This is a genomic window from Yersinia sp. 2466 StPb PI (assembly GCF_041538325.1).
Taxonomy (GTDB): Bacteria; Pseudomonadota; Gammaproteobacteria; order Enterobacterales; family Enterobacteriaceae; genus Yersinia; species Yersinia enterocolitica_E.
In genome coordinates this window covers 488,155-512,830 of record NZ_JAULSL010000001.1, presented here as the reverse complement: position 1 = coordinate 512,830, position 24,676 = coordinate 488,155, and the positions used below count along the sequence as shown (strand labels likewise).

The following is a 24,676-nucleotide window of genomic DNA, read 5'->3' as shown; positions in this document are numbered from 1 at the left end:
TACCTCTTTGTGGTTATATCGCAATCTATAACATGTATTTATTATGCATGTTATAGACGTTTAACTATTCAATGAGGTGTCATTATGGATTACCGCAATCAGTCTCTCGGTGCCCTGGCTATCGCTATTCCACGAGCCACAAAATTATTCCGTCACCACCAGCTCGATTTCTGCTGTGGTGGTAAACAGACACTGCTACGCGCAGCCAATAAGCTGAACCTGGATATCGATGAGCTGGAAGCACAACTGAGTGCCTTGCAATCCGAGCCTCAGTCATCTGAAGATTGGCAACAGCAGTCGCTGGCTAATATCATCGATTTTATTATCAGCCGCTACCATAACCGCCATCGTGAGCAGTTACCGGAATTAATTCTGATGGCGGAAAAAGTTGAACGGGTACACGGCGAGAAACCAGCCTGTCCGCGTGGACTGGCGGTTGAACTTACTGCAATTTTAGAAGAGCTAACCCAGCATATGTACAAAGAGGAACAAATTCTGTTCCCAATGATAACCCGTGGTATGGGGTCTCAGGCTGGTGGGCCAATATTTGTGATGGAAGCGGAACACGATGCAGTTGGGCAGCAGCTAGAAGTGGTAAAACAGTTAACACAAAATGTCACCCCACCAGAAGGAGCCTGCAATACCTGGCGGGCACTCTACACCGGTATCAATGAATTCATAACTGATCTAATGGAACATATTCATCTGGAAAACAATTTGCTGTTCCCGCGCGCGCTAAAAGGCGAATAATCTCGCTATTGGTCATGGCCGGCATCAATAAATGCAAAAGGGCGACATCACGCCGCCCTTTCTGGTTTCACCGCATGCAGAAATTACAGAATTTCCAGCAGTTCCACTTCAAACATCAATGCGCTGAAAGGTGGAATAGTCGCACCCGCGCCACGCTCGCCATAAGCCAGGCCGTGCGGGATGTACAACTTCCACTTAGAACCTACTGGCATCATGGATAAGGCTTCAATCCAACCAGGAATAACACCACTGACCGGGAATTCTGCTGGCTGGCCACGTTCAACTGAGCTATCAAATACCGTACCGTCAACCAGACGGCCCGTATAGTGCACACGAACACGGTCCTGGCGGGATGGGATCGGGCCTTCGCCAGCCTGTAACACGGAGAACTGTAAGCCAGACTCAGTGGTGGTCACATCATCACGCTTGGCATTTTCTTCTAAGAAGGTTTTGCCTTCTTCTACCAACGCACTCTGGCGATCAACACGCACTTTATCAGCCTTTTCGTGCACTTCTTGTAGTGCGCGATGTATTACATCAACCGGGACGGTCGGTGCATTCCCTTCCATCGCGTCACGCAAACCTGCCAACAGTGCTTCTGGCAATAAACCTTCCAGCCCGGACTCTTGCAATTGCTGCCCGATTTGTAAACCAATTCCGTAGCTCGCTTGCGCTTCAACGCTATCAAAAGAAGGGGTCGTCATGGATTTTCCTTTAGTCACTCATCATATTGAAGCTGCCAGCATAACAGCAGCAGGGGAGCGCGGTAAAATCTTGCGTCGTGAATGATGACTTTTGTCGAAGAAAAAGAAACAATGACACCCCGCGCGTGGACCCCGTTGAATGGCTCAAGCCAGTGATTCGGGTAATTAAAAGCACCCAACAAACCGTAGTTTGGAAGGTAACGGGGATAAAGGTATATACTTAGAAGCCTATGGGGTTACCGCCCATATTTAATTTTATGTTGTTTTACGTTGTTGAAGAGAGGTTACCATGGGCAGAATCGCGCCCAGGAGAAGGAAGAATAATCGGGTTTATCAACCACTGCTGCACACCTGGCTGACGATTAGGCAGAAGATCATGCCGGATTCTAAAGCTGCCGATGAGCAAAACCTGATGTCTGAAATCAGTGCGCCTGAGCACACAGCCTCTGCGGAGAACGTTGTTACTACCGAAGATAGCGTTTCTGCAAACGTTAATGTGCCCCCTGAATCCGTGGCAACCGCCACAGCAGAAAAAGGGATCAAAGGTCTGCTGCTGAAAATCTGGCATTTGCCGGACAGTTTCGAATGGATGGAACCTTTGCCTCTGTTCCATCGCCGCTGGGTTATTGTCGCCACCGCTGTATTGCTGCTGGCACTGCTGTGGCCCGCATCGCGGGATAACACCAACCTTTCCTTCCCAGTGAGCGCGCCGTCCAGCAGCGCGCCACTACAAGCCCAATTACAGGGCAATCTTGATGCTCCGCCACCTCCAACGGTGGCGTCTCCCGAACCCGAACCACCGACTTTGACGCAGGGAAATTGGCAAAGTTATCAAATTCAATCAGGGAAAACACTGGCACAGTTATTCCGTGATAATAACCTGCCGGTCAATGAAGTTTTTGCGATGGCACAGGTTGAGGGTAGCGATAAGCCATTGAGTAATCTGAAAGCTGGGCAAGAAATCAAAATTATGTTGGACGCTCAAGGTGTAGTTGCCGCACTGGCCATTGAAACCACCAATAATACAGAAGTGCTGTTTACCCGGCAGAGCGATGGCAGTTATCGTCGCGACCGTTAATCGCCGTTATCCATAGCCACTTTTGTCCTGCCCGTTACCTTCTTTGATATTGTCACGTCGTCTCTTCCGAATTAGGTTGTTTTCTGGATGGTTAACGCCATCCACCATTGATAACCACATTCATATACCCAATAGATTTCAAGATGCAGCCAGGCGACAAGCGCATAGAACCCGATGAGCGTCCCCAAGAGTCATGACTATCGCCAACACACCAGCAGCCTGAAAGATAGCGGGGAGAAATAAAGGGAGTGACTATGATATGAAATACAAATTACCTTTTTTAATGCTATTCACCTCGTTTGGTACCTTAGCTCAGTTGCATTGCCCGCCAGTGGATACAATTAAACAGATTGGTGGAGTTTACAGTGCACCTGCGGCAGGTAATGAAGAATGGGTTGGCATATTACAAGGTACCCTTCCACCAAACAGTTCAGTTAAAAATTTTAGTGAAGCGCTGATCATCATTGATAGTGATAAAAACAATATCGTTGGACAGGGTGAGTTTCAAAAGTGTACCTATAACTTGCAGGCGCAAGGTAGGCAGATAGATATGTTCTACGGTAATAAAACTTGGCCAGTATCGGTCAATGGGCAACCACTCTGGGTGTACCAACAAAATCCTTTTCTAGAAATTTACCAGTGTTCAGGTGTTGCCGCCGAAGAGTGCAAGTTTGAAATTTTAGCGGCGGGTTAAGCTTTTAGTGTTGAGCCAAACATGCAGATGACTATTTTCATCAACCACCAGATAGCAAAACGCCAGCACGAGGCTGGCGTTTTAGCAGGTTAACAGCAGCGTAACTTACGCTTCTGCAACCACGATCACGTTCAGTTTAGCGAACACGTCGCTGTGTACCTGGAAGTGAACTTCATGATCACCTGTGGTACGCAGAACGCCATTCGGCAAACGAACTTCGCTCTTGGTAACTTCAACGCCAGCCGCAGTTACTGCGTCAGCGATATCACGAGTACCGATAGAGCCGAACAGTTTGCCTTCATCGCCAGATTTAGACGCGATGGTGACACTGCCCAGTTCGTTAATTTTGGTTGCGCGAGCTTCAGCAGCAGCCAGAACGCCAGCCAATTTGGCTTCCAATTCTGCACGGCGTGCTTCAAAGAACTCTACGTTTTTCTTCGTTGCCGGAACAGCTTTACCTTGTGGAACCAGGAAGTTACGAGCATAGCCCGCTTTAACGTTCACTTGGTCACCCAGGCTGCCCAGGTTTGCTACTTTATCAAGCAGAATAACTTGCATTACCTTATCCTCTCAAAGTCGTTAATGGACAGTGGCCGATTACTGATGACGATCAGTGTACGGCAACAAAGACAGGTAGCGTGCGCGCTTGATACAACGGGCGAGCTGACGCTGGTATTTTGCGCGAGTACCGGTAATACGGCTCGGGACAATTTTACCACTTTCAGTGATATAGTTTTTCAGCGTAGCGATATCTTTATAATCAATCTCTACAACGCCTTCCGCGGTAAAACGGCAGAACTTGCGACGACGGAAATAACGTGCCATTTGGCTAGTCTCCAGAATCTATAAATTCAATCTGCTCGGCATGCAGAACCAATTTGTTCAGCCCATTGCGACCTTGATGGCAGCTAATGAAGCCTTCAACGGTTAACTGACTGCCGACCGTTATACTGTGAGTTAATGCTTGTGACTTTTGTCCGCTGACAATAACCGGCATTCTGCACCATGTTTGTCGGCTAAATCCGGCTTCCTGCTGTGTTGATCGGTGCTCAAGCACAAATTGACAATGCGGAATACCAGAAGGACTTACTTTTCGAACCGGCGTCTTGCACACTGTGCCAGAAAGTACCAGACGATTAGTGGTCACCACGGCAATTACTCTTCAGAATCCCCAGCTTCAGAATCATCATTGGCTTCTGATGCGAAGTCGTGACGCTCACGGCGTTCGTCTTTCGCTTTAACCATTGGTGATGCTTCAGTTACCGCGTGTTTAACGCGCATAACCATGCTACGGATAACGGCGTCGTTGAAGCGGAAGTTTGTTTCCAGCTCATCGATCGCTTCCTGCGGGGCTTCAACGTTCAGCAGAACGTAGTGAGCTTTATGCAGTTTATTGATCGGGTAAGCCAGTTGACGGCGGCCCCAGTCTTCCAGACGGTGAATGGTACCAGCAGCATTAGTGATAGTTGCACTATAGCGCTCGATCATGCCCGGAACCTGTTCGCTTTGGTCAGGATGGACCATAAAAACGATTTCGTAATGACGCATCGATTATTGCTCCTTACGGATTATTCAGCCTCCTGATAGGGTCAACCGCGGCCCATGGAGGCAAGGAACGTGTTTGTGTGCGGCTGAAAAATGACGCGTAACTATACTTGCGGGCGGTTTGAAACTCAAGGACTGACGGGGATTTATTCTTGTTCTGGCCCTTACTTCGCTAAAAAGGCATTTTTTGTTCATTAAATAACCAATGGATGTAGATCCATTAGTCTATTAAATCTTTCAATAAAATCATTGGCTCAGTGAAAATATCATTCATTTTTTTTGACCAAGTGAATCAATTACTACGTATTTTTAAATTAACAAAAGCGACTAGAATTATTTACATCCACCGCATATTAAGCGGTAGCGTTAATGGAAAGTTATTCAAAGTATATAAACATACTCTAAATAATTCGAGTTGCAGGAAGGCGGCAACTGAGCAAATCCTCAGGAGCTTACACCAGTAAGTGACTGGGGTGAACGAAGGCAGCCAACGCGCCTGCTACTTGAAGTATGACGGGTATAAAATATTGGAGTCACCTATGAGACATACACTCATCATCGCAGCCACAGTCAGTTTGCTCTTATCCGCCAACACGTTTGCCGCCACAGAAATCAGCCGCCAGGAAGCGATGCAGCAGCAGCGTGTCAGTATCGGCGAGATCTCTCTTAACCATAATGTGGTGTCACCGGATGACGCCGTGGCACAAATTAGCAAAATGGCTGATGAGCGCGGCGCTACGGCATACCACATTACTCAGATGCATGAGCCGGGTAGCAACAGCTCAATTCGGGTCAATGCTGAGATTTACCGTTAGACGCAGCAGTATAGATACAACACCGGTGAATACGACGACCAACAACCAAAAAAGCCCTTTGATATGCCCTTGCCCCCAGACCTTTGGGGGCTTTTTTATAAGTGGCTGCTGAAGAATGTGACTCCAGCCTTTAATGCACTTGGGGTAATTTTGTGGCCAATACCGGCCTCGGTAATATAGGTTAGCTGATTAGCGCGCCCGCTTGCCCTTAACGCCTGTACCAATCGCGTACTTTCTGCTGCTGGCACCACTTCATCAGCCTCGCCATGCCAGACCAATAAGGGCCGCTCTGCAATCTTTTCTAACTGATGGTTCAGTTCATAATCCGCCAACGGCGCTAAACGGCGCTCAAATTCAGCAGCGTTGACCGACTGCCCCGCTTTCAATGGCGGAAACAACGAGCGGGCCAGTGAGGTAAAATCACCTGACCCCATAAAGTCTGCGGCCACTTTCACCCATGGATAGCGAGCAAACGCCCCCAATGTGGTCATACCGCCCATTGATGCACCCGCCACGCCAATGCGATCACCGTCAATCAATCCTGCTTGTTGATAATGTTGTTTAATCGCAGGCAACTCATCAATGTTTGATTTCAGGATCTCCCAGAAATAGGATAAGCGCTGTGATTCATCACCGTTAAACCGCGCACCGTGCATATCCGCATCTGGCAAGATGGTGCGAAAACCGGCTTGTGCGAAGGCATAGGCGAAGTAGGAATAGACCTCTTTCGATGAGGTGTAGCCATGATAGAAAAAAATGGTCGGTAGCGGCTGCTGGCGTTTACCCGCAGGGGTAGCATGAATCACCTCAATACCATTAATATTTTCCAGCGATATCTCAATCATGGCAAAAATCCTTTATTGATGCAGCGGCGCGTAAACAGGAAAAACCAGCGTAATATACCCAAGGAACAAGGCAGTGTGCCAAAATGAGGATATAAAGTCTTAAATCAATTTCTTCCAAGATATTACGCTTCACCTTGGGGTTTTACGGTAACCGCGCCGTTGATAAAGAGGCAATAAATGAAGATAAAACGTGTGATGGGGGTTTTGCTGCTGGCGCTCGGGCTTTCGGGTTGTAGTGTTTTGCATACGACACCAGCCCCCCCTCCTGCAATCCAGCCTTATGCACAAGAAATTACCCGCGCCCAGAGCCTTAATTTGCAAAAAGTAGGCACCGTCTCAGCACAGGTATTTGGTAGCCCGATGGATATAGAAGCCGAAATTCAACGTAGGGCTAATGCCAGTGGCGCGCCCTACTATTTGATTATTATGTTGTCCGACAGCATTTATCCCGGCACCTGGTATGCCAACGCACTGCTGTATAAGTAACTCATTGCTGCTGACTGCTGATTCCCCTATTGAAAGCCGCTGCCGCGACTGAGCAGTCGCGCGCAAACCGCTTCCGGCAGCATATATTGATCACGGTGATCCAAGGTCATGCGGCACCAGGCATCGGCCAGTGGTGGTGAGGCAAAACGCAGTAGCTGAGAAGCACAACACAGATCGAACAGTTGCTGAGTTAATGCCCGCCCTTGTTCCTCTTTGGGGTTTTTCAGCCGCTGCTGTAATTGCCGCCACGCACGATCAAACAATCGATTCTGCCCGCGAACCGGATAGAACTCCTGCTGTAGCATCTCAAGGGCTGCCGGTAGTTTGCGAAATGTGCGCAACACATCAAGGCACATAATATTGCCGGAACCTTCCCAAATACTGTTTACCGGCATTTCACGATAGAGCCGTGGCAGTTCACTCTGCTCACAATAGCCAATCCCACCCAGCACCTCCATCGCCTCGGCAACAAACCCACTGCCTTGCCCACATACCCGATATTTAGCCGCAGGAGTGAGTAGACGGCTAAATATCTTCTCATGAGCCTCATCTGACTTTTCCCAGGCGCTAGCTAAGCGCATCAGCAGTGCTGTATGCCCCTCCAGACGCAATGCCATGCGGCTCAGCACTTGTCGCATCAACGGTTGGTCTACCAGTGGCTTACCAAAGGCCTGCCGCTGCCACGCATGATACAGCGCGACGGAAAAGGCACGCCGCATCAGACCATGGCTACCCAGCGCACAATCAAAACGGGTATAGCCCCCCATTTTTAAAATTTGGCGCACACCGTCGCCCTCATCCCCCAATAACCAAGCAGTCGCATTATCAAACTCAACTTCACTGCTGGCATTGGAGCGGTTGCCAAGTTTATCTTTCAGCCGTTCTAATCGAATGGCGTTATAGCTGCCATCCGGCAATATTTTAGGCAGAAAGAAGCAGGATAGCCCGCCATCGGTCTGCGCCAACACTAGGTGTGCATCACTTTGTGGTACCGAGAAAAACCACTTGTGCCCCACCAGACGATAAGCCTCACCATTGCCCCGCCCCTCCAGCGGCTCAGCCCGGGTAGTATTACTGAGTACATCGGAACCACCCTGTTTTTCTGTCATGCCCATTCCTATCAACAAGCCCCGTTTCTGGCTACCAATGGACTGATGGGGATCAAAGCGATCAGAAAGTAGTGGCGATAGCCAGTTTTGAAATAGTGGTGGGAGTGTTTGCTGTAGTAGTGGGATAGCACCAAAGGTCATGGTTATTGGGCAGAGCGTGCCCGCTTCCACCTGCGCATGCAGGATAAAACGCGCCGCACGGGCGGCAAAAGAACCGATTCGAGCATCTTCCTGCCACGGTAGATTATGCAGGCGATGATTGACCAGCTCTTGCATTAACATATACCACGCGGGATGAAATCGCACTTGGTTCAACCGCTGCCCGGCAGCATCGTAGCGCAATAACTCAGGAGGATTGGTGTTTGCCAGCCGCCCAAGTTCAAGAGACTCCTGTGATCCCAATTGTAGCCCGATCAAAGAGAGAGTCTCTCCATCCCAACCAGCGTGTTCACGCATCACGGCTTCCCGCAACGCCATGTCAGACAAAAATAAATTACTGTTCGACAATGGCTCCGGCTGATTGAAAACCAAGTGAGTCTGCCACTCCATACCTTCCTCCATTTCGGTATTCTATCCTTCGTACCTGAAGCCGCAGGGGTGTTAGCTACGCTTACTCACCCGAATCACTCACCGTCGTGCGCTCATCGGGACTCGTTCACTTGCCGCCTACCTGCAACTTCAGTTACTTTGGATATAACTGTACCATCGGCATTCATAAATCAGGGTTAAGTATGGTGCAGGCGCGAATTTTTGCTGGCAGGCTCATCACAAACGGGGATGAAAGCCCTATATATCACTGATGATTTAATTAAAATTCCTATAAAAAAGCCAGCATCCGTAAATGCTGGCTTTCTGAACTCAATAGCAAAAGAGATATTACGCTTTCAATGCTCGCTGGCGCACAACTTCAAATAAGCAAACCCCAGTGGCAACCGAGACGTTTAGCGAAGAAACCGTACCCGCCATTGGAATACTGATCAGTTCATCGCAATGCTCACGGGTCAAACGGCGCATGCCTTCACCTTCAGCCCCCATCACCAGCGCCATCGGGCCAGTCATTTTGCTCTGATACAAGGTGTGGTCTGCTTCACCGGCAGTGCCAACAATCCAGACATTGTGTTCTTGCAGTAACCGCAGGGTACGCGCCAGATTAGTCACTTTAATCAATGGCACATTCTCAGCGGCACCACTGGCCACTTTCTTGGCAATAGCATTAAGCTGCGCCGAGCGATCGCGTGGCACAATAACCGCATGGACACCGGCGGCATCGGCGCTACGCAAACATGCCCCGAGATTATGCGGGTCAGTTACGCCATCCAGCACCAGCAAGAACGGCATATCCACACTTTCCAGCAGGGCAGGTAAGTCATTTTCCTGATACTGACGCCCTTCACGCACTCGCGCTACGATCCCCTGATGGACACCCCCTTCAACCTGAGAGTCCAGCCATTGGCGGCTAGCCACCTGAATCACTAAACCGGCAGCTTCCAGTTCCGCGACCAAAGGTTGCAGACGGCGATCGTCACGACCCTTCAGAATAAAAACTTCCAGGAAACGTTGCGGATCATTGTCTAGCAGGGCTTTGACGGCGTGAATACCGTAAATAATTTCGCTCATGATGCTCTTTTATAAATGATTAAGTATTAATAAGTAAACGAATGCGGGCGACCGGGGCCGCCCGACAATCAGCAGGCCATTACTGGTCGCTGCTGGTTTTCTTCTTCGCACGCTTGGCCTTGGTGGCGGCGGCAATTTTTTTGGTTTTAGCGGACGCTCGTTTTGCTTTCGCTTTGGCTTTTTTCTCAGCCAGTGCTTTATCGTCTAGTTTAGCGGCGGCATCTGCTGGGCGGAATGCACTATCCGGCTCGAAGTTCACTGGTTTTTTTGCCCGACGAGGCCGTTGCTGCCCACCACCGGCTGGCGCGCCATCACGGCGCGGAGCACCAGATGAACTACCACGCCCACCACGACCGGTTGAGGTATCACGCATCGTGCGCTGCCCATCAGCTTTCTTCGCCTTATCACGGGCTGTTTTACCCTCACCGCGCGGCTTACGGGTACTGGAGACCAGAGCAAAGTCAATTTTGCGCTCATCCATATGTACCGCCTCAACCCGAATTTCTACGGTATCACCCAAGCGGTAAACCTGACCTGAGGATTCGCCGATCAGACGTTGGCCGATGTTGTCGTAACGGTAATAATCATTATCCAGGCTGGAAACATGCACCAAACCATCAATAAACAGATCATCCAAACGCACGAAGAAACCAAAGCCGGTAACACTGGCAATGATCCCGGTGAAGACTTTACCAACCTGATCCTGCATAAAATCACACTTCAGCCAGTCCGCTACGTTACGGGTAGCTTCATCAGCGCGGCGTTCAGTCATTGAGCAGTGTTCGCCCAATTGCAGCATATCTTCGTATTCACTGTGCCAGCCACCGGTTGGTGTCCAGCGCTCTTTCTGATTGCCTTGCTCTTTGGCGAGCTGGTACTTGATAGCGCGGTGCATCGCCAAGTCAGGATAACGGCGGATTGGTGAGGTGAAATGGCCATAAGAGGCCAATGCCAGGCCAAAGTGACCCCGGTTTTCTGGATCGTAAATTGCCTGTTTCATTGAGCGCAGCAACATGGTTTGCAGCATTTCATGGTCCGGGCGATCGGCAACTTCATCCATCAGTACAGCGTAATCTTTCGGCTCGGGCTTCAAGCCGCCACCTAAGGTCAGGCCTAGCTCATTCAGCACGCTACGCAGTGCGGAGATATGGTCATCACTTGGGCGGTCATGTACACGGAACAATGCAGGTTCGTTGTGTTTTTCGACAAAACGAGCGGCTGCAATATTCGCCAAAATCATGCACTCTTCAATCAACTTATGCGCGTCATTGCGCACCGTCGATTCAATACGTTCAATGCGCCGTTCAGCGTTGAAGATAAACTTGGCTTCTTCGGTTTCGAACGCGATACCACCACGCTCAGCACGGGCCTGATCCAGCGCTTTATACATGGTATGCAGTTCTAACAGATGCGGCACTAGCGGCTTATATTGCTCACGCAGTGTCTCTTCACCATCAATAATCCGCCACACTTTGGTGTAGGTCAGACGTGCGTGGGAGCTCATCACTGCTTCGTAGAACTTATACGACGACAGCTTACCCTGTGAGGAGATGGTCATCTCACACACCATGCACAGGCGGTCTACCTGCGGATTCAGGGAGCAAAGGCCGTTTGAGAGCACTTCCGGCAGCATCGGAACCACTTGCGACGGGAAGTAAACCGAGTTACCACGGCTGCGAGCTTCATCATCCAGCGCGGTGCGTGGGCGCACATAATAGCTGACATCAGCAATTGCCACCCACAAGCGCCAGCCACCACCGCGTTTCTTCTCGCAGTAAACAGCATCATCGAAGTCGCGGGCATCTTCACCATCAATAGTGACCAATGGCAGGTTGCGTAAATCCACCCGCCCTTTCTTCGCCTCTTCCGGTACTTGTTCTTTCAGATCCACAACTTGTTTTTCAACTTGTGGCGGCCAGGTATGGGGGATCTCATGGGTACGCAGTGCGATATCCACCGCCATGCTGGTACCCATATTTTCGCCGAGCACTTCAACAATCTTACCTACCGCTTTAGTCCGGCGGGTCGGGCGCTGAGTCAACTCGACCACCACCATATAACCCATCCGCGCACCGTTGATTGCCTCTGGCGGGATCAGAATGTCAAAACTCAATCGACCATCATCTGGCACCACAAAACCGGTGCCGGCATCAGTAAAGTAACGACCAACAATCTGGCTGGTTTTCGGTACTAATACACGCACGATACGTGCTTCACGGCGGCCTTTGCGGTCTGCGCCAACTGCTTGGGCCAATACCACATCACCATGAATGGCGGTTTTCATCTGTTCTGCGGAGAGATACAGGTCGTCTTTACTGCCTTCAACGCGTAAAAAGCCGAAACCATCACGGTGACCAATAACAGTCCCACGCAGTAAGTCGAGACGCTCAGGCAAGGCGTAGCACTGACGACGGGTGAAGACCAATTGCCCATCGCGCTCCATAGCGCGCAGGCGGCGACGCAGTGCCTCTAAAGGCTCTTCGCCGGTTAAATTAAGTTCATTGGCCAGCTCTTCACGGCTGGCAGGTGTTTCGCGCTTCGCGAGATGAGCCAAAATGAATTCCCGACTAGGGATCGGTGACTCATATTTTTCTGCTTCTCGTTCCAAGAATGGATCTTGTGACATTGCGGTTCCTCCGTTGTCAGCAGCAGGTCTTATACCCTGCGTACTTGAAGCCGCAGGGGTGTTAGCTGCGCGCTCTCACCCGAATCACTTACCAGTGTAAGCTCATCGGGATTCGTTTACTGGCTGCCTACCTGCAACTCCAAGTTCTTTGGGTATATATATCTTTGATTAAGCAAAAATCTACTCAACAAGTAACAGTTTGTAGAGCGGGGAATTATCTTTAACCATGTCAGCCAAAGTATAGTTATCCAGCTCGTTAAGGAAACTCTGTACCGCCTGATTAAGCACTTGTTTCAGGCGACAAGCGGGTGTTATGTGGCAAAAATCACTACTGCAATTCACCAGAGACAGTGGCTCCAGTTGGCGCACAACATCACCAATTAGAATTTGGTTAGCCGGTTTACCCAACCGTATACCACCATTTTTGCCCCGCACAGCGGTCACCAGACCGACACGGCTCAACTGATTGATTATTTTAACCATATGATTGCGAGACACACCATATACCTCAGTTACCTGAGAAATGCTGGTCATTTGGCCTTCCGGTAGCGAGGCCATATAAGTAAGCGCCCGCAAACCATAATCAGTAAAACTTGTTAACTGCACGTATACCCCTGAGTATCAATTTACCCGGCTTAACCCCATCGGAAATAACACTTTTTGGATAGGTTATAAGTGCGATTCCAAGTGTGATTCAGAAAACTCATATCCTACATAACTCGAGTTACAGGAAGGCGGCAACTAAGCGAATCCCCAAGAGCTTACATCAGTAAGTGATTAGGGTGAATGAAGGCAGCCAAACGCACATGCAACTTGAAGTATGACGGATATATTCTTTGAATGATAAACCAGCCATAAAGCTTGCGGCTAATCATTTAGGTGAAGGGTGGCGCTTTTGGTATAAAACGGCATATCCGAGGTCACTTCTGCATCTCATTATACCCAAAATAGCTGACTTTGCAGTTAACAATGTATTTAGGGTATATACCCTAAATAATTCGAGTTGCAGGAAGGCGGCAAGAGACAGACAAATCGGTCGGGAACCGATTTGAACAGCATTTATGCTAGCCCGTAGGGTGAACCTCAAGGATGAGGCTCATTAACCCCGATGAGCTTACATGAGTAAGTGATTCGGGTGATTGAACGTAGCCAACGCACATGCAGCTTGAAGTATGACGGGTATAAACAATAAACCGGACCTAAGCCCGGTTTATTAAAGTCTGAATTCTGACTATTTGGCGGTTAGCCACTTAATCATAAATCAAACGAATCATGCATCAAATGGGTCGCGCAAGATCATGGTTTCTTCACGATCAGGACCGGTAGAGATAATATCAACCGGAACACCGGTCAGCTCTTCTACTCGTTTGATGTAGTTCAGGGCTGCCTGTGGCAACTTGCTATGTTCTTTCACACCAAAGGTGGTTTCTGACCAGCCTGGCATGGTTTCGTAAATTGGCTCGATACCTTCCCAACCTTCAGCAGCCAGTGGGGTAGTATCAACTTCGCGACCATCTGGCATGCGGTAGCCAACACACAGCTTCACTTCTTTCAGACCATCTAACACGTCCAGTTTGGTCATACAGAAACCAGACAGGGAGTTGATCTGCACGGCGCGACGCACTGCAACGATATCCAACCAACCGGTACGACGGCTACGGCCTGTTGTTGCGCCATATTCGTTACCTTGCTTACGCAGGAATTCGCCAGTTTCATCATTCAACTCGGTAGGGAATGGACCTGCACCTACACGGGTGGAATAAGCTTTAACGATACCTAAGACGTAATCAACATAACGTGGACCCAAGCCAGAGCCGGTGGCTACGCCACCAGCAGTGGTGTTAGATGAAGTTACATACGGATAAGTACCGTGATCGATGTCCAGTAAGGTGCCTTGTGCGCCTTCGAACATGATCAGATCACCGCGCTTGCGGGCGCTGTCCAGCAAGTCAGAAACATCAACCACCATGGCAGTCAAAATATCAGCAATAGCTAATACTTCATCCAGCACTGTTTGGTAGTCAACTGCATCAGCTTTGTAGTAATGCACTAACTGGAAGTTGTGGTAATCCACAATTTCTTTCAGTTTGATAGCGAAGGTTTCTTTGTTGAACAAATCACCGACGCGCAGACCACGGCGGGCAACTTTGTCTTCATAAGCAGGACCAATACCACGGCCGGTAGTACCAATCGCTTTTTCACCACGTGCTTTTTCACGCGCATTATCCAAAGCCACATGATAAGGCAGGATTAATGGGCATGCTTCGGAGAGTAACAGTCGCTCACGTACAGGCACACCGCGCGCTTCAAGCTCTGTCATCTCTTTCATTAAAGCGTCAGGTGCCAATACAACACCGTTGCCGATGATGCTGGTTACGTTTTCACGCAGAATACCTGAGGGAATTAAATGAAGAACGGTTTTCTCACCGTTGATAACCAAAGTATGGCCAGCGTTGTGACCACCTTGATAGCGCACAACATAATTAGCCCGTTCAGTCAGCAGGTCAACGACCTTGCCCTTACCTTCGTCACCCCATTGGGTGCCCAGTACGACGACGTTCTTACCCATCTCAAAAATCACCAGGTTGCTTAAAAAAGGATTCTAACATCTCATTCGGCTGCTTTCAGTACTTTTTAACACATAACTGAACAATTTTTGTGCTTACATTCAGCCACCCATGCGGCTACGCAACATGTAGTAGATAACCACACCAGCAACCACTAATCCGCCACCAAAACGGCGCAAAGTGGCATCCGGTAATTGGGTCATCGCCTGAATCATTTTGCGCCAAGCTTTGGGGTACAGCATCGGGCCAAGCCCTTCGAGCACCAAAACCAGACCCAATGCTAACAAGATGGTTGAATTCATTATTTGTCTCAAATGGAAAAGGCCCGCGTTAACGGGCCTTATTGTTACGGTCAAGACGAGCTGTAACGACAGCCGTTATGGACGTTTGCTGGAGTTATCCGGCGACCTCATATAACGGAAGAAATCGCTATCCGGGCTCAGAACCATCACATCATTGCCGCTGTTAAAGCTGTTTTCATACGCACGCAAGCTACGAATGAAGGCATAAAAGTCTGGGTCTTTACTGAATGCGTCAGCAAACAGACGAGCTGCTTCTGCATCACCGCCACCACGAGTAATACGCGCCTGACGTTCTGCTTCTGCCAGTGTACGTGTTACTTCATAGTCAGCTGTTGCACGCAACTTCTCTGCTTCTTCCTGACCTTGTGAACGATGACGACGGGCTACCGCTTCACGCTCAGCACGCATACGTTGGAAGATAGCATCAGACACTTCAGCCGGTAAGTTGATCTGCTTGATTCGCACGTCAACGACCTCAATCCCTAGCGCTGCCATACTGTTAGGGTTAACCGCAGGCTGTTTGCCACGGGTTTCCTGCTCAACACGGGCTGCCGCAGAGGCAATTGCATCATCAGCTTCGGTGGTCACAGCTTCATCACCCACACTACCGGTGTTCAGCGCATCACGGACATCTGAAGTCAAACGCCCACGTGAGTCAGTAACGATGTCACGCACGTTCAAACGACCAATTTCAGAACGCAAACGGTCACTAAACTTACGTTTCAGCAGCACTTCGGCCTGAGAAACATCACCACCACCGGTGGCCAGATAGTAACGACTGAAATCGCTGATACGCCATTTCAAATAGGAGTCAACAATCAGGTCTTTCTTCTCGTTGGTAACGAAACGGTCAGCCTGGTTGTCCATGGTTTGAATACGGGCATCCAGCCTTTTCACTGTTTCGATAAACGGTATTTTGAAGTGCAAGCCCGGTGCATACACCAGCGGCTTGTTATCACTATCACGTAATACCTTGCCAAAGCGTAGCACGATGCCGCGCTGGCCTTCCTGTACCACAAACAGAGAAGCGTAGAGTGCGATTAACACCACAACGACGATAAGTAAAAAAGACTTACGCATTGGTTATTCTCTCCCTACGCGAGTGGAAGTATCACGCTGAGCATTCGCCCGGCGCTGATCCATGATAGAGCCACTGGTTGAGCTGGTATTGGCGTTGCTTGCACCAGACTCTTGACTGCTATTAGCAGAAGAAGGCGGATTCAGACGAATCAGGCTTGTGTCTTTATTGCCATCCGCTGCCTTATCTGCACCTTGGCCGCGCAGCATTTGGTCCAGTGGTAACACCATCAGACTATTACCCTTATCACTCGCTAGTACTTTGCGGGTATGACCGAGGACCTTCTCCATCGTTTCGATGTATAGACGCTCACGGGTAATTTCTGGTGCTGCCTTATACTCAGGCAACAACTTAGCAAAACCTGCGACTTCACCCTGCGCTTCCAACACTTTACGTGCGGCATAAGCACGCGCATCTTCTAACAGACGCTGCGCCTGACCATTCGCCCGTGGTTGGACTTCGTTGGTATAAGCTTCCGCTTCACGAATATACTGCTGTTCGTTTTCACGGGCTGCAATCGCATCATCAAATGCCGCTTTAACTTCTTCTGGTGGACGCGCCGCCTGGAAGTTAACGTCCAGCAGCGTTATACCCATATTGTATGGACGAATAGTTTCTTCCAGTACACGTTGAGTATCGCTACGAACGATGGTACGGCCTTCGGTGAGGATTTTGTCCATGGTGTATTTACCAATAACACCACGTACTGCGCTGTCAGTTGCCTGACGCAAGCTGTCGTCCGGGTTAGTCACGCTAAACAGATAAGCGGCCGGATCAGTCACACGGTACTGCACGTTCATTTCGATGCGAACTACGTTCTCATCAGAAGTCAGCATCACGCCGGACGCTGCCAATTCACGTACCGATTCAACGTTAACTGGCGTTACTTCATCGATAAAGGTCGGTTTCCAGTTCAAACCAGGCTGCACAATGTGGCTTAATTTACCCAAGCGAGTAACGACACCGCGCTCGGCTTCTTTAATTGTATAGAAACCACTTGCCGCCCAGATAACTACCACAGCAACCACAGCAATGCCCACAATCCGGCCACTGAAACCAGGGCCTCTTGTCGTACCACTGTTATCATTGCCGCTGCCGCCACCTTTACCACCGAGGCTACTCAGTTTTTTGCTCAGTTTTCGAAAGATATCATCCAGATCAGGCGGCCCTTGGTCACGACCACCTTTATTATTGTTATTTCCGCCAGAGTTGCCGCCATTATTATTGCTGCTCCCCCACGGATCGCGGTCCTGTCCGTTATTACCGGGCTGATTCCACGCCATGTTTTAGCTCCATTCTTCTATGATTGGTTTTCTTCAGGCCAAGAGCACATGCCAAAGAAGCTGGCTCTTAATCTCACAAAAAAGGTCAAATAATCAACTAATTAGCCACACCGACTAATTAATAATATAACTGACCAAATCTTGCTCTTGTTTACAGAGACGACGCCAATCAACGATAGGCATTCTGACCACCATACCGACGTTTCCGTCCTCGTCTATCCACTCTTTTTCAATTGCCTGAAGCTGGTAAAAACGGCTACGTAGACGACCTGCCTGAGGTGGCAAACGTAATTCAAAGTGTGCGATCTCACCTGAAAGACGCTCCGTCAACGCTTGAAATAGCAACGAGATCCCTGCGCCGGTTTGGGCCGAAAGCCAAACTCTGACTGGCAGATTGTCTTCGTTGCGATCAATTCGCGGGACAAAATCATCCAACAAATCAATTTTATTCATTACTAATAATGTAGGTATTTCATCCGCTTCGATTTCTGCCAAAACAGAATCAACTGCGGCCATATTCTCGGTTACCCGAGGGTCTGCTGCATCAATAATGTGTAACAGTAATGAGGCTTGCCGTGTTTCTTGTAATGTCGCTTTAAAAGCAGCGACCAAATCATGCGGCAAATGCCGGATAAAACCTACCGTATCCGCCAACACTGTATCACCCACATCCGCCACATTAATACGGCGTAAAGTAGGATCCAGCGTGGCAAATAATTGGTCAGCCGCATAAACATTAGCTGCCGTAATTTTGTTAAACAGGCTGGATTTACCGGCGTTGGTATATCCCACCAAAGATACTGTCGGAATTTCAGCACGGGTACGCGCACGTCGCCCCTGCTCACGCTGCTTTGCCACCCGCTCCAAACGGCTCAAAATCAAGCTGATACGGTCACGTAACAAACGGCGGTCGGTCTCCAACTGGGTTTCACCTGGCCCTCTTAGGCCAATCCCCCCCTTTTGACGCTCAAGATGCGTCCAGCCACGTACCAAACGGGTCGCAATATGGCGTAATTGCGCTAATTCGACCTGTAATTTACCTTCATGGGTACGGGCCCGTTGGGCAAAAATATCTAAGATTAGCCCAGTACGATCAATGACCCGACACTCACACAAACGCTCAAGGTTTCGCTCTTGCGCTGCAGAAAGGGCATGATCAAACAAGACAACAGACGCGCCACTGGCTTTCACCGCGTCAGCAATTTCTTCGGCCTTTCCTTCACCGACAAAATACTTAGGGTGCGGTGCTTTGCGACTACCCGTCACAATTTGCAAAGCTTCTACACCCGCAGAAGATACCAGCGCTTCAAATTCACGCAGATCTTCTGAGTTTTTGTCTTGCGAGAAATAGATATGAACCAGTACGGCCTGCTCACCGGCTTCATAGCGGTCAAACAAACGTGCAACCTCTCAAACGGATTAAAACCGCTAGTGCGGAGAACATAAACCCGAATCCGTTGTTTATGTTCCCCGTCATGGTCGACCAGCAATGCGCTTTATTCAGCGTCATCGCTATCCTGCTGCGGTTGTTGCGGCGCAGACGGATTACTACCATGATAATTATTGGTGCTTCCACTCGGCGTATTGCTGTGATGCGAAACCGGGCGAGAAGGCACTACAGTAGAGATGGCGTGTTTATAAACCATCTGGCTGACTGTGTTTTTTAACAGAATGACAAACTGATCAAAAGACTCAACTTGGCCCTGCAGTTTAATGCCATTCACTAAATAAATAGAAACCGGAACCCGTTCACGACGCAATGCGTTCAGGAACGGATCTTGCAAAGATTGCCCCTTAGCCATTCTATATTTTCCTTATTTGCTTGTTGTTTTTAACTAAGAACCTATCGGCTCGAAAATAAACTGCGTAAAAAAAATCCGCGCGTTGAGTACTAATCAATTGTACACAATCATTCAACCTATGCACTAACAACCTGTATTACAGAGTCTAAAGCCTCTCCCGGCTTATCACTGTCGAGCCACTGAACTGAACTCCAGCCCCGTAACCAAGTCATTTGGCGCTTTGCCAGTTGACGTGTCGCACAAACTCCACGGTAAACCATTTCGTCGTAATCAATCTCACCGGACAGATAAGACCACATCTGCCGGTATCCCACACAACGAATGGCAGGCAAATCCGTATGCAAATCACCGCGGTCAAAAAGCGCCCTAGCCTCTGTTTCAAACCCTGCATCCAGCATCTGATGAAAACGTAATTCAATCCGCTGGTGCAACAGTTCCCGGCTAACAGGCGCAATCGCAAATTGGTGAACCCGATAGGGTAAGGTTTCACCCGAAATTTTAGTCAGTTCCGTTAAAGTTTTACCTGAAATAAAAAAAACTTCCAGTGCTCTAGAGAGCCGTTGGGGATCATTAGGATGAATTCGCGCCGCAGCAACTGGGTCTATCTTGGCCAATTGCTGATGCAATGCCTCCCAACCCAGCTCAGCGGCCTGCTGTTCAATATGCTCGCGCACTTGTGGGTCTGCGGGTGGCAACGGAGATAATCCTTCCAACAGCGCTTTAAAATACAGCATGGTCCCCCCCACCAGCAGCGGAATTCGCCCGGCAGCGGTAATATCGGCCATCACTTTCAATGCATCTTTACGGAAATCAGCGGCTGAGTAGGATTCAGCCGGGTCACGGATATCAATCAGCCGGTGTGGTGCTAACGCCAGTTCTTCAGCACTGGGTTTCGCCGTGCCGATATCCATGCCACGATAGATCAAGGCAGAATCGACGCTGATTAACTCCACAGGTAACCGCTGGCGAAGCGCAATGGAGAGCGCTGTTTTACCACAAGCGGTAGGCCCCATAATAAAAATTGCCGGTGGCCGGTCTAGATTTTCAATATCATTCATGTGTTAGGGTTGCCAATGCAGCCTTTATATCAATAGGTTGTAATAATCCAGCAGGCGGTGATTGCACCAACTGCGGACAAAGACGTTCCACATCCGTCAATAACTGTATCGCTTGAGACATATTCCAAACCTCATGTTCGCTGCCAAGGTGGCGGGCAATCCATGTGGCCAGAACATCTGGCGATATCTCTTCATGCTGCGACAGATAGCCTAACAGTTCCGGTATCAGTTTTTGTAAATTTTGTTGGCGTAATGGTAAAGATACCGCACGTAAAGTGGCTCTTGTCTGCTCAACGGTCAATTCTATCCCCATAGTAACCAATAAGTTCTGATGGCGCAGACAGGCTGCGGCCTCATTCTTATCTAATGTCAGTTTTAATGGAATAAGTAATGGCTGAGGGCGTAAACCCTCGGCTGGCGGATTCAGTTGAGCTTGTTTCAGCCAGCGCTCGGCAACAGTCAGTGCCAATAATGCCACACCTTGCTTATATTCAATCAAAGCATAGCAAGGTGGGAATACCGTTAATACTCGGCCAAAGCTGTAATAATCACCATGAAGTGGTTCATCTGCTGATGCAAAGCGCGGGGCTGGCACCGATGCAGGCTGTTCTACGGCTTGGCTCACAGCGGCGGGTTGCACCAATTGACGATACAATTCGCCTTGCTGCTTTTGGTAGGGTTGCCCAGCGCTATAGCCAGGTGCTGCCTGTTCACGGGCAGGAGACCGCGCTGCCGCTAGCGTGGGTTCTGAAGACGATACTTTATCTGAAACCCGTGTCCGTTCTGCCGCTGGCGCTTTTGCAGGCTCTGGTTGCGCATATTTATTCCCCCCCGCCGCCACACGGTTTTCCGGCTGCCAGCGGGGTGCTTCTATCTCTTCACCATCTTCATTGATATTTAGCACTGGCGAGGCAGTCTGCTGTAAAACAGTGGTAACAGCCTGATAAATAAAGTCATGTACCAACCGCGCCTGATGGAAACGCACCTCATGTTTCGCCGGATGCACATTTACATCCACCTGATGCGGATCAATATCCAGATACAAAACATAAGCGGGTTGTTGATCATCTTTGAGTAAATCTTGATAGGCCTGACGGATAGCGTGATTAATCAACCGATCACGCATCATGCGATTATTGACGTAACAATACTGCATTTCACTGAGTGTACGACTGGCGGCAGGATCAGCCACCCAACCACGAATAGTCAAATCACCATGTTGCCAGGAAATGGCCAGTGCATGCTGCAAAAAAGCCGGGCCACAGATGCTCGCCAGCCGACGCTCGTGCTGTGAAGGGTCAGGGGCTGCGCGGTACTGACGCATTAACTTACCGTTATGACTCAGGTTTATTGCCACATCAAAGCGCGCCAGCGCAATGCGCCGCACCACTTCATCAATATGACCGAACTCGGTTTTTTCAGTGCGCATAAATTTGCGGCGCGCTGGCGTGTTATAAAACAGATCCAGCACTTCAAGAGTACTCCCCACCGGATGCGCCGCTGGCTTGATAGTGACGGCCATATCACGCCCTTCCGCATAAGCCTGCCAGGCTTCATTTTGTTCAGCAGTGCGGGAAGTCAGAATCAGACGTGAGACTGAACTGATACTGGCCAGTGCTTCGCCACGAAAGCCCATGCTGAGGATAGCTTCCAGATCTTCTAGCGAACTTATCTTACTGGTGGCATGGCGCGCCAGCGCCAGTGATAAATCTTCTTTGCCGATGCCGCAGCCATTATCGCGGATACGAATCAGTTTGGCGCCACCCCGTTCAATATCGATATCAATCCGGGTAGCTCCTGCATCCAGACTGTTTTCTACCAACTCTTTAACCACCGACGCAGGCCGCTCTACCACTTCACCGGCGGCAATTTGGTTAGCAAGCTGTGGTGGCAGAATATGAATCGGCATAGCAGTTCCTTTCGCTTACGATTGTGGGATCGTGAGGGTTTGCCCTAGCTGGACATTACCTGACTTTATCTTGTTCGCCCGCTCAATCTCACTCATCGACACGCCATATCTGGCCGCAATGGCTGATAGCGTATCACCGCGTTTTACCAGATGTTTTACTGTTTTGTTTTTAGCAATTGTTTGGTTTTTTGGTGCCGCTGCCGTTACCGTGCTGCCCAATGCCGGCACTTTCAAACGCTGCCCCACCCACACCACATCATTTTTCAGCGTATTATTTTGCCGCAATAGCGCCATGCTGACGCCGTATTGGCTCGCAATGCCGGATAAGGTTTCACCACGTTGTACTTTATGGATTTGGCTTTTCCCTGTCGCCACAGGCTTGACGGCAGAAACTCTGCCGCTTTGCGCATTGCTGACAATCGGTTCTGGCTGATTAACATTTGAACGCTGCACTGAAGAATCAACCGCCGCTGTTTCTATTAGCGGACGGTTTTCGACCTTTGGGTCGGCTTGTAGCGGATGCGCGAGGAAATAACTGCGCAAGCCTTTATAAATGGCCTGAGCAATCTTCTCCTGATACGCGCTACTGCCAAGCAGCCGCTCCTCCGTACTATTACTGATAAAGCCGGTTTCCACTAATAACGATGGAATATCCGGTGAACGTAACACCCCAAGACTGGCGTGTTCAGGCCGACGTTTATGAATGTCACCTACTGTTTGTAGCTCACGCAGCACCTTGGTCGCTACGTCATAGCCCACCCGCTGGGAGTGGCCGAATTGCAGATCCAATACTGCCTGACTCAAATAGGGGTCTGACGCGGTATTCGCCAACACGTCACCGGCACCACCGAGCAATTCAGATTGTTTCTCATGCTGTTCCAGCCAGTTGCCCATTTCACTGTTAGCACGGCGATTTGACAGAACCCAGACCGAAGCCCCAGTAGCACTGCGGTTAGGTGCCGCATCCGCATGAATAGAAACCAGCACGTTAGCCCCCTGCTTACGGGCCACGTCCGAACGGCCCATCACCGAAATGAAGTAATCGCCATTGCGGGTTAAAACCGGTTTAAACATCGGGTCGCTATTAAGCAATGCTTCAAGTCGGCGGGCGATGGCAATCGTGACATTCTTCTCTTTCAGGCCATTTTGCCCGATTGCACCTGGGTCTTGCCCACCGTGACCGGCATCGATTGCCACCACTACACGATCACTATTAGCAACACGGCTGGCTTTAATCGGGCGGGCGGTATTGGTGGTGACGGTATCACTGCTGACAACCACGGTCGGCTTATTGTTAAACGGGTTTTTAGCCTCCGATGTGGTGTTTGAACTGGTCACGCGCGGTGTCGTATTCACGTTATTGACCGGCGGCGTCAAACGCCCAGCATTCGGGCTAGGGGTATTGGTTTGGCTGAGTGGCCTACTGTTTGGGCTTAACGTGTTGTTTGAGCTTAACGTACTGTTTGAGCTTAACGTGGTTTGTACCTGACGAGCAGGGGCGTCTGCGGTCATGGTAATGACCACCGTGTAGTTACTGCCCGACTGCTGTGTCACCGCGCGGGTTTTAACTTTTTGCGTCAATTCCAGCACCAGACGGGTGCTTTGCTCATCTTTCGGGGTACTGGAACGAATTCTTTTCAGCAGATTCTGCCCACTGAACTCCAAGGGTAAACCAGAGAGATTACCGCTTTGGCGGACATCCAACACCACTCGCTCAGGCGAACTCAACGAGAAAAAGGCATAAATCGGTTTACCATCAAAACTGAGCGTCACCCGGCTTTCCGTCGGGCCATTGTTCACCTTAATATCGGTGAGTTTCATAGCCAAGGCGGAAGGTAGGCTTAATAAACTCACCATAACCAACATGACTGCGGTAAACGATCGTTGGTAGCGATTTATTAGCATCAAGCTATGCATCATTATCAAATTATCCTTGCACAGCAGCTAAACGGCGCAATACATCCGCACCCGCATCAGAAAGGGCAACCAGACGGGCTTCACGCCCTTCAGCCTGATACGCCAAATGTAACTCTATATCGGCCCGAGGTAAGAACCCCTCACCTTGCTGTGGCCATTCCACCAGGCAAATTGCCCGCTCATCGAAATAATCACGAATACCCATAAACTCCAGCTCCTCAGGGTCCGCCAGACGATATAGGTCAAAATGGTAAACCGGTCTTGGAGTTAACGCATAAGGTTCAACCAAGGTATAAGTAGGGCTTTTAACATGACCAATGTGGCCAAGGGCCTGAAGGAAGCCGCGGCTGAAAGTTGTTTTTCCGGCACCTAAGTCACCGAACAGATAAATAACGCTAGCACCATTGAAGGCATGGGCCAAACTAGCCCCTAATGCAACGGTCGCTGCCTCATCAGGCAGAGGTAAAACGAGTTCTTTCATTCTGTGATAT

Annotated in this window: 25 protein-coding genes; 5 read left to right on the top strand and 20 right to left on the bottom strand. The window is 49.6% G+C overall.

The genetic code is table 11. From position 1 onward, the window contains the following. The first annotated feature begins 84 nt into the window (after nucleotides 1-84). A complete protein-coding gene (gene ytfE, locus Q2T72_RS02355) occupies nucleotides 85-750 on the top strand; it encodes an iron-sulfur cluster repair protein YtfE (protein WP_083160949.1) in 666 nt (221 codons plus the stop codon). A gap of 83 nt (nucleotides 751-833) precedes the next feature. Here the strand turns inward: ytfE and Q2T72_RS02350 are convergent, their stop codons facing one another. Continuing rightward, on the bottom strand, nucleotides 834-1,454 hold the full coding sequence (locus Q2T72_RS02350; RefSeq protein WP_083160951.1) for a peptidylprolyl isomerase: 621 nt from the start codon (nucleotides 1,452-1,454) through the stop codon (nucleotides 834-836). 289 nt (nucleotides 1,455-1,743) lie between these two features. Here Q2T72_RS02350 and Q2T72_RS02345 point away from each other — a divergent pair, with 289 nt between their 5' ends. Together Q2T72_RS02345 and Q2T72_RS02340 are read left to right on the top strand one after the other, a co-directional pair. Then, nucleotides 1,744-2,532, top strand: a complete 789-nt coding sequence (locus Q2T72_RS02345) for a LysM-like peptidoglycan-binding domain-containing protein (protein ID WP_372568578.1) — start codon at nucleotides 1,744-1,746, stop codon at nucleotides 2,530-2,532. A gap of 259 nt (nucleotides 2,533-2,791) precedes the next feature. Beyond that, entirely contained in the window at nucleotides 2,792-3,226 is a 435-nt protein-coding gene (locus tag Q2T72_RS02340) for a DUF3757 domain-containing protein (protein ID WP_083160955.1), read from the top strand. A 105-nt stretch (nucleotides 3,227-3,331) separates the two neighbouring features. Here the strand turns inward: Q2T72_RS02340 and rplI are convergent, their stop codons facing one another. From rplI to rpsF, 4 genes are read right to left on the bottom strand one after another with little or no spacing between them, the layout of a single operon-like run. Continuing rightward, nucleotides 3,332-3,784 carry a 50S ribosomal protein L9 gene (rplI, locus tag Q2T72_RS02335; protein WP_005186343.1) on the bottom strand — a complete coding sequence of 151 codons (453 nt, stop codon included), beginning with the start codon at nucleotides 3,782-3,784 and terminating at the stop codon, nucleotides 3,332-3,334. A gap of 39 nt (nucleotides 3,785-3,823) precedes the next feature. Further along, nucleotides 3,824-4,051, bottom strand: coding sequence for a 30S ribosomal protein S18 (gene rpsR / locus Q2T72_RS02330; protein ID WP_002210155.1), 228 nt, complete (start codon nucleotides 4,049-4,051; stop codon nucleotides 3,824-3,826). A gap of 4 nt (nucleotides 4,052-4,055) precedes the next feature. Continuing rightward, the gene (gene priB / locus Q2T72_RS02325; protein ID WP_049613473.1) at nucleotides 4,056-4,376 is read right to left on the bottom strand and encodes a primosomal replication protein N; all 321 of its coding nucleotides are present in this window, start codon (nucleotides 4,374-4,376) and stop codon (nucleotides 4,056-4,058) included. Between the two features lie 5 nt (nucleotides 4,377-4,381). Next, nucleotides 4,382-4,774 carry a 30S ribosomal protein S6 gene (gene rpsF, locus Q2T72_RS02320; RefSeq protein WP_002210153.1) on the bottom strand — a complete coding sequence of 131 codons (393 nt, stop codon included), beginning with the start codon at nucleotides 4,772-4,774 and terminating at the stop codon, nucleotides 4,382-4,384. A 536-nt stretch (nucleotides 4,775-5,310) separates the two neighbouring features. Here rpsF and Q2T72_RS02315 point away from each other — a divergent pair. Next, nucleotides 5,311-5,586, top strand: a complete 276-nt coding sequence (locus tag Q2T72_RS02315; RefSeq protein ID WP_083160957.1) for a DUF1471 domain-containing protein — start codon at nucleotides 5,311-5,313, stop codon at nucleotides 5,584-5,586. Nucleotides 5,587-5,681: 95 nt separating this feature from the next. On the opposite strand, the gene yjfP is transcribed toward Q2T72_RS02315, so the two are convergent. Then, the gene (gene yjfP, locus Q2T72_RS02310) at nucleotides 5,682-6,431 is read right to left on the bottom strand and encodes an esterase (protein ID WP_372568577.1); all 750 of its coding nucleotides are present in this window, start codon (nucleotides 6,429-6,431) and stop codon (nucleotides 5,682-5,684) included. 177 nt (nucleotides 6,432-6,608) lie between these two features. Between yjfP and bsmA the strand changes: the two genes are divergently transcribed. Continuing rightward, nucleotides 6,609-6,917, top strand: coding sequence for a biofilm peroxide resistance protein BsmA (gene bsmA, locus Q2T72_RS02305; RefSeq protein ID WP_083160961.1), 309 nt, complete (start codon nucleotides 6,609-6,611; stop codon nucleotides 6,915-6,917). 26 nt (nucleotides 6,918-6,943) lie between these two features. Here bsmA and Q2T72_RS02300 read toward each other — a convergent pair whose 3' ends face one another. The 14 genes from Q2T72_RS02300 to tsaE form a co-directional block, all read right to left on the bottom strand. Further along, complete coding sequence (locus Q2T72_RS02300; RefSeq protein WP_372568576.1) at nucleotides 6,944-8,587, bottom strand: isovaleryl-CoA dehydrogenase; 1,644 nt, start codon at nucleotides 8,585-8,587, stop codon at nucleotides 6,944-6,946. Between the two features lie 315 nt (nucleotides 8,588-8,902). Next, nucleotides 8,903-9,643, bottom strand: a complete 741-nt coding sequence (gene rlmB, locus Q2T72_RS02295; protein WP_005193288.1) for a 23S rRNA (guanosine(2251)-2'-O)-methyltransferase RlmB — start codon at nucleotides 9,641-9,643, stop codon at nucleotides 8,903-8,905. A gap of 79 nt (nucleotides 9,644-9,722) precedes the next feature. Next, complete coding sequence (rnr, locus tag Q2T72_RS02290; protein ID WP_372568575.1) at nucleotides 9,723-12,269, bottom strand: ribonuclease R; 2,547 nt, start codon at nucleotides 12,267-12,269, stop codon at nucleotides 9,723-9,725. Nucleotides 12,270-12,449: 180 nt separating this feature from the next. Then, complete coding sequence (gene nsrR, locus Q2T72_RS02285; RefSeq protein ID WP_083160967.1) at nucleotides 12,450-12,875, bottom strand: nitric oxide-sensing transcriptional repressor NsrR; 426 nt, start codon at nucleotides 12,873-12,875, stop codon at nucleotides 12,450-12,452. A 664-nt stretch (nucleotides 12,876-13,539) separates the two neighbouring features. Beyond that, the gene (locus Q2T72_RS02280) at nucleotides 13,540-14,838 is read right to left on the bottom strand and encodes an adenylosuccinate synthase (protein WP_083160969.1); all 1,299 of its coding nucleotides are present in this window, start codon (nucleotides 14,836-14,838) and stop codon (nucleotides 13,540-13,542) included. Nucleotides 14,839-14,937: 99 nt separating this feature from the next. Next, nucleotides 14,938-15,138 carry a DUF2065 family protein gene (locus tag Q2T72_RS02275; RefSeq protein ID WP_005193214.1) on the bottom strand — a complete coding sequence of 67 codons (201 nt, stop codon included), beginning with the start codon at nucleotides 15,136-15,138 and terminating at the stop codon, nucleotides 14,938-14,940. Between the two features lie 75 nt (nucleotides 15,139-15,213). Then, nucleotides 15,214-16,218 carry a protease modulator HflC gene (hflC, locus tag Q2T72_RS02270; RefSeq protein ID WP_083160971.1) on the bottom strand — a complete coding sequence of 335 codons (1,005 nt, stop codon included), beginning with the start codon at nucleotides 16,216-16,218 and terminating at the stop codon, nucleotides 15,214-15,216. Between the two features lie 3 nt (nucleotides 16,219-16,221). After that, entirely contained in the window at nucleotides 16,222-17,499 is a 1,278-nt protein-coding gene (gene hflK, locus Q2T72_RS02265; protein ID WP_372568574.1) for an FtsH protease activity modulator HflK, read from the bottom strand. A gap of 114 nt (nucleotides 17,500-17,613) precedes the next feature. Further along, complete coding sequence (gene hflX, locus Q2T72_RS02260; protein ID WP_372568573.1) at nucleotides 17,614-18,897, bottom strand: ribosome rescue GTPase HflX; 1,284 nt, start codon at nucleotides 18,895-18,897, stop codon at nucleotides 17,614-17,616. Between the two features lie 98 nt (nucleotides 18,898-18,995). Then, nucleotides 18,996-19,301, bottom strand: coding sequence for an RNA chaperone Hfq (gene hfq, locus Q2T72_RS02255; RefSeq protein ID WP_002209151.1), 306 nt, complete (start codon nucleotides 19,299-19,301; stop codon nucleotides 18,996-18,998). 116 nt (nucleotides 19,302-19,417) lie between these two features. Beyond that, nucleotides 19,418-20,359 (bottom strand): tRNA (adenosine(37)-N6)-dimethylallyltransferase MiaA, encoded by a 942-nt coding sequence (gene miaA / locus Q2T72_RS02250; protein WP_083160977.1) that lies wholly within the window; start codon nucleotides 20,357-20,359, stop codon nucleotides 19,418-19,420. Further along, complete coding sequence (gene mutL, locus Q2T72_RS02245) at nucleotides 20,352-22,268, bottom strand: DNA mismatch repair endonuclease MutL (RefSeq protein ID WP_083160979.1); 1,917 nt, start codon at nucleotides 22,266-22,268, stop codon at nucleotides 20,352-20,354. Before mutL ends, miaA begins: the two co-directional genes overlap by 8 nt. A gap of 15 nt (nucleotides 22,269-22,283) precedes the next feature. Next, complete coding sequence (gene amiB / locus Q2T72_RS02240; RefSeq protein ID WP_372569844.1) at nucleotides 22,284-24,134, bottom strand: N-acetylmuramoyl-L-alanine amidase AmiB; 1,851 nt, start codon at nucleotides 24,132-24,134, stop codon at nucleotides 22,284-22,286. A gap of 61 nt (nucleotides 24,135-24,195) precedes the next feature. Beyond that, the gene (gene tsaE, locus Q2T72_RS02235; RefSeq protein ID WP_083160981.1) at nucleotides 24,196-24,666 is read right to left on the bottom strand and encodes a tRNA (adenosine(37)-N6)-threonylcarbamoyltransferase complex ATPase subunit type 1 TsaE; all 471 of its coding nucleotides are present in this window, start codon (nucleotides 24,664-24,666) and stop codon (nucleotides 24,196-24,198) included. Between the last annotated feature and the right edge of the window lie 10 nt (nucleotides 24,667-24,676).

Coding starts and splice junctions, on each gene's coding strand:
- ytfE (WP_083160949.1), top strand. CDS start 85: ATGGATTACCGCAATCAGTCTCTCGGTGCCCTGGCTATCGCTATTCCA.
- Q2T72_RS02350 (WP_083160951.1), bottom strand. CDS start 1,454: ATGACGACCCCTTCTTTTGATAGCGTTGAAGCGCAAGCGAGCTACGGA.
- Q2T72_RS02345 (WP_372568578.1), top strand. CDS start 1,744: ATGGGCAGAATCGCGCCCAGGAGAAGGAAGAATAATCGGGTTTATCAA.
- Q2T72_RS02340 (WP_083160955.1), top strand. CDS start 2,792: ATGAAATACAAATTACCTTTTTTAATGCTATTCACCTCGTTTGGTACC.
- rplI (WP_005186343.1), bottom strand. CDS start 3,784: ATGCAAGTTATTCTGCTTGATAAAGTAGCAAACCTGGGCAGCCTGGGT.
- rpsR (WP_002210155.1), bottom strand. CDS start 4,051: ATGGCACGTTATTTCCGTCGTCGCAAGTTCTGCCGTTTTACCGCGGAA.
- rpsF (WP_002210153.1), bottom strand. CDS start 4,774: ATGCGTCATTACGAAATCGTTTTTATGGTCCATCCTGACCAAAGCGAA.
- Q2T72_RS02315 (WP_083160957.1), top strand. CDS start 5,311: ATGAGACATACACTCATCATCGCAGCCACAGTCAGTTTGCTCTTATCC.
- yjfP (WP_372568577.1), bottom strand. CDS start 6,431: ATGATTGAGATATCGCTGGAAAATATTAATGGTATTGAGGTGATTCAT.
- bsmA (WP_083160961.1), top strand. CDS start 6,609: ATGAAGATAAAACGTGTGATGGGGGTTTTGCTGCTGGCGCTCGGGCTT.
- Q2T72_RS02300 (WP_372568576.1), bottom strand. CDS start 8,587: ATGGAGGAAGGTATGGAGTGGCAGACTCACTTGGTTTTCAATCAGCCG.
- rlmB (WP_005193288.1), bottom strand. CDS start 9,643: ATGAGCGAAATTATTTACGGTATTCACGCCGTCAAAGCCCTGCTAGAC.
- rnr (WP_372568575.1), bottom strand. CDS start 12,269: ATGTCACAAGATCCATTCTTGGAACGAGAAGCAGAAAAATATGAGTCA.
- Q2T72_RS02280 (WP_083160969.1), bottom strand. CDS start 14,838: ATGGGTAAGAACGTCGTCGTACTGGGCACCCAATGGGGTGACGAAGGT.
- Q2T72_RS02275 (WP_005193214.1), bottom strand. CDS start 15,138: ATGAATTCAACCATCTTGTTAGCATTGGGTCTGGTTTTGGTGCTCGAA.
- hflC (WP_083160971.1), bottom strand. CDS start 16,218: ATGCGTAAGTCTTTTTTACTTATCGTCGTTGTGGTGTTAATCGCACTC.
- hflK (WP_372568574.1), bottom strand. CDS start 17,499: ATGGCGTGGAATCAGCCCGGTAATAACGGACAGGACCGCGATCCGTGG.
- hfq (WP_002209151.1), bottom strand. CDS start 19,301: ATGGCTAAGGGGCAATCTTTGCAAGATCCGTTCCTGAACGCATTGCGT.
- miaA (WP_083160977.1), bottom strand. CDS start 20,359: ATGAATGATATTGAAAATCTAGACCGGCCACCGGCAATTTTTATTATG.
- mutL (WP_083160979.1), bottom strand. CDS start 22,268: ATGCCGATTCATATTCTGCCACCACAGCTTGCTAACCAAATTGCCGCC.
- amiB (WP_372569844.1), bottom strand. CDS start 24,134: ATGTTGGTTATGGTGAGTTTATTAAGCCTACCTTCCGCCTTGGCTATG.
- tsaE (WP_083160981.1), bottom strand. CDS start 24,666: ATGAAAGAACTCGTTTTACCTCTGCCTGATGAGGCAGCGACCGTTGCA.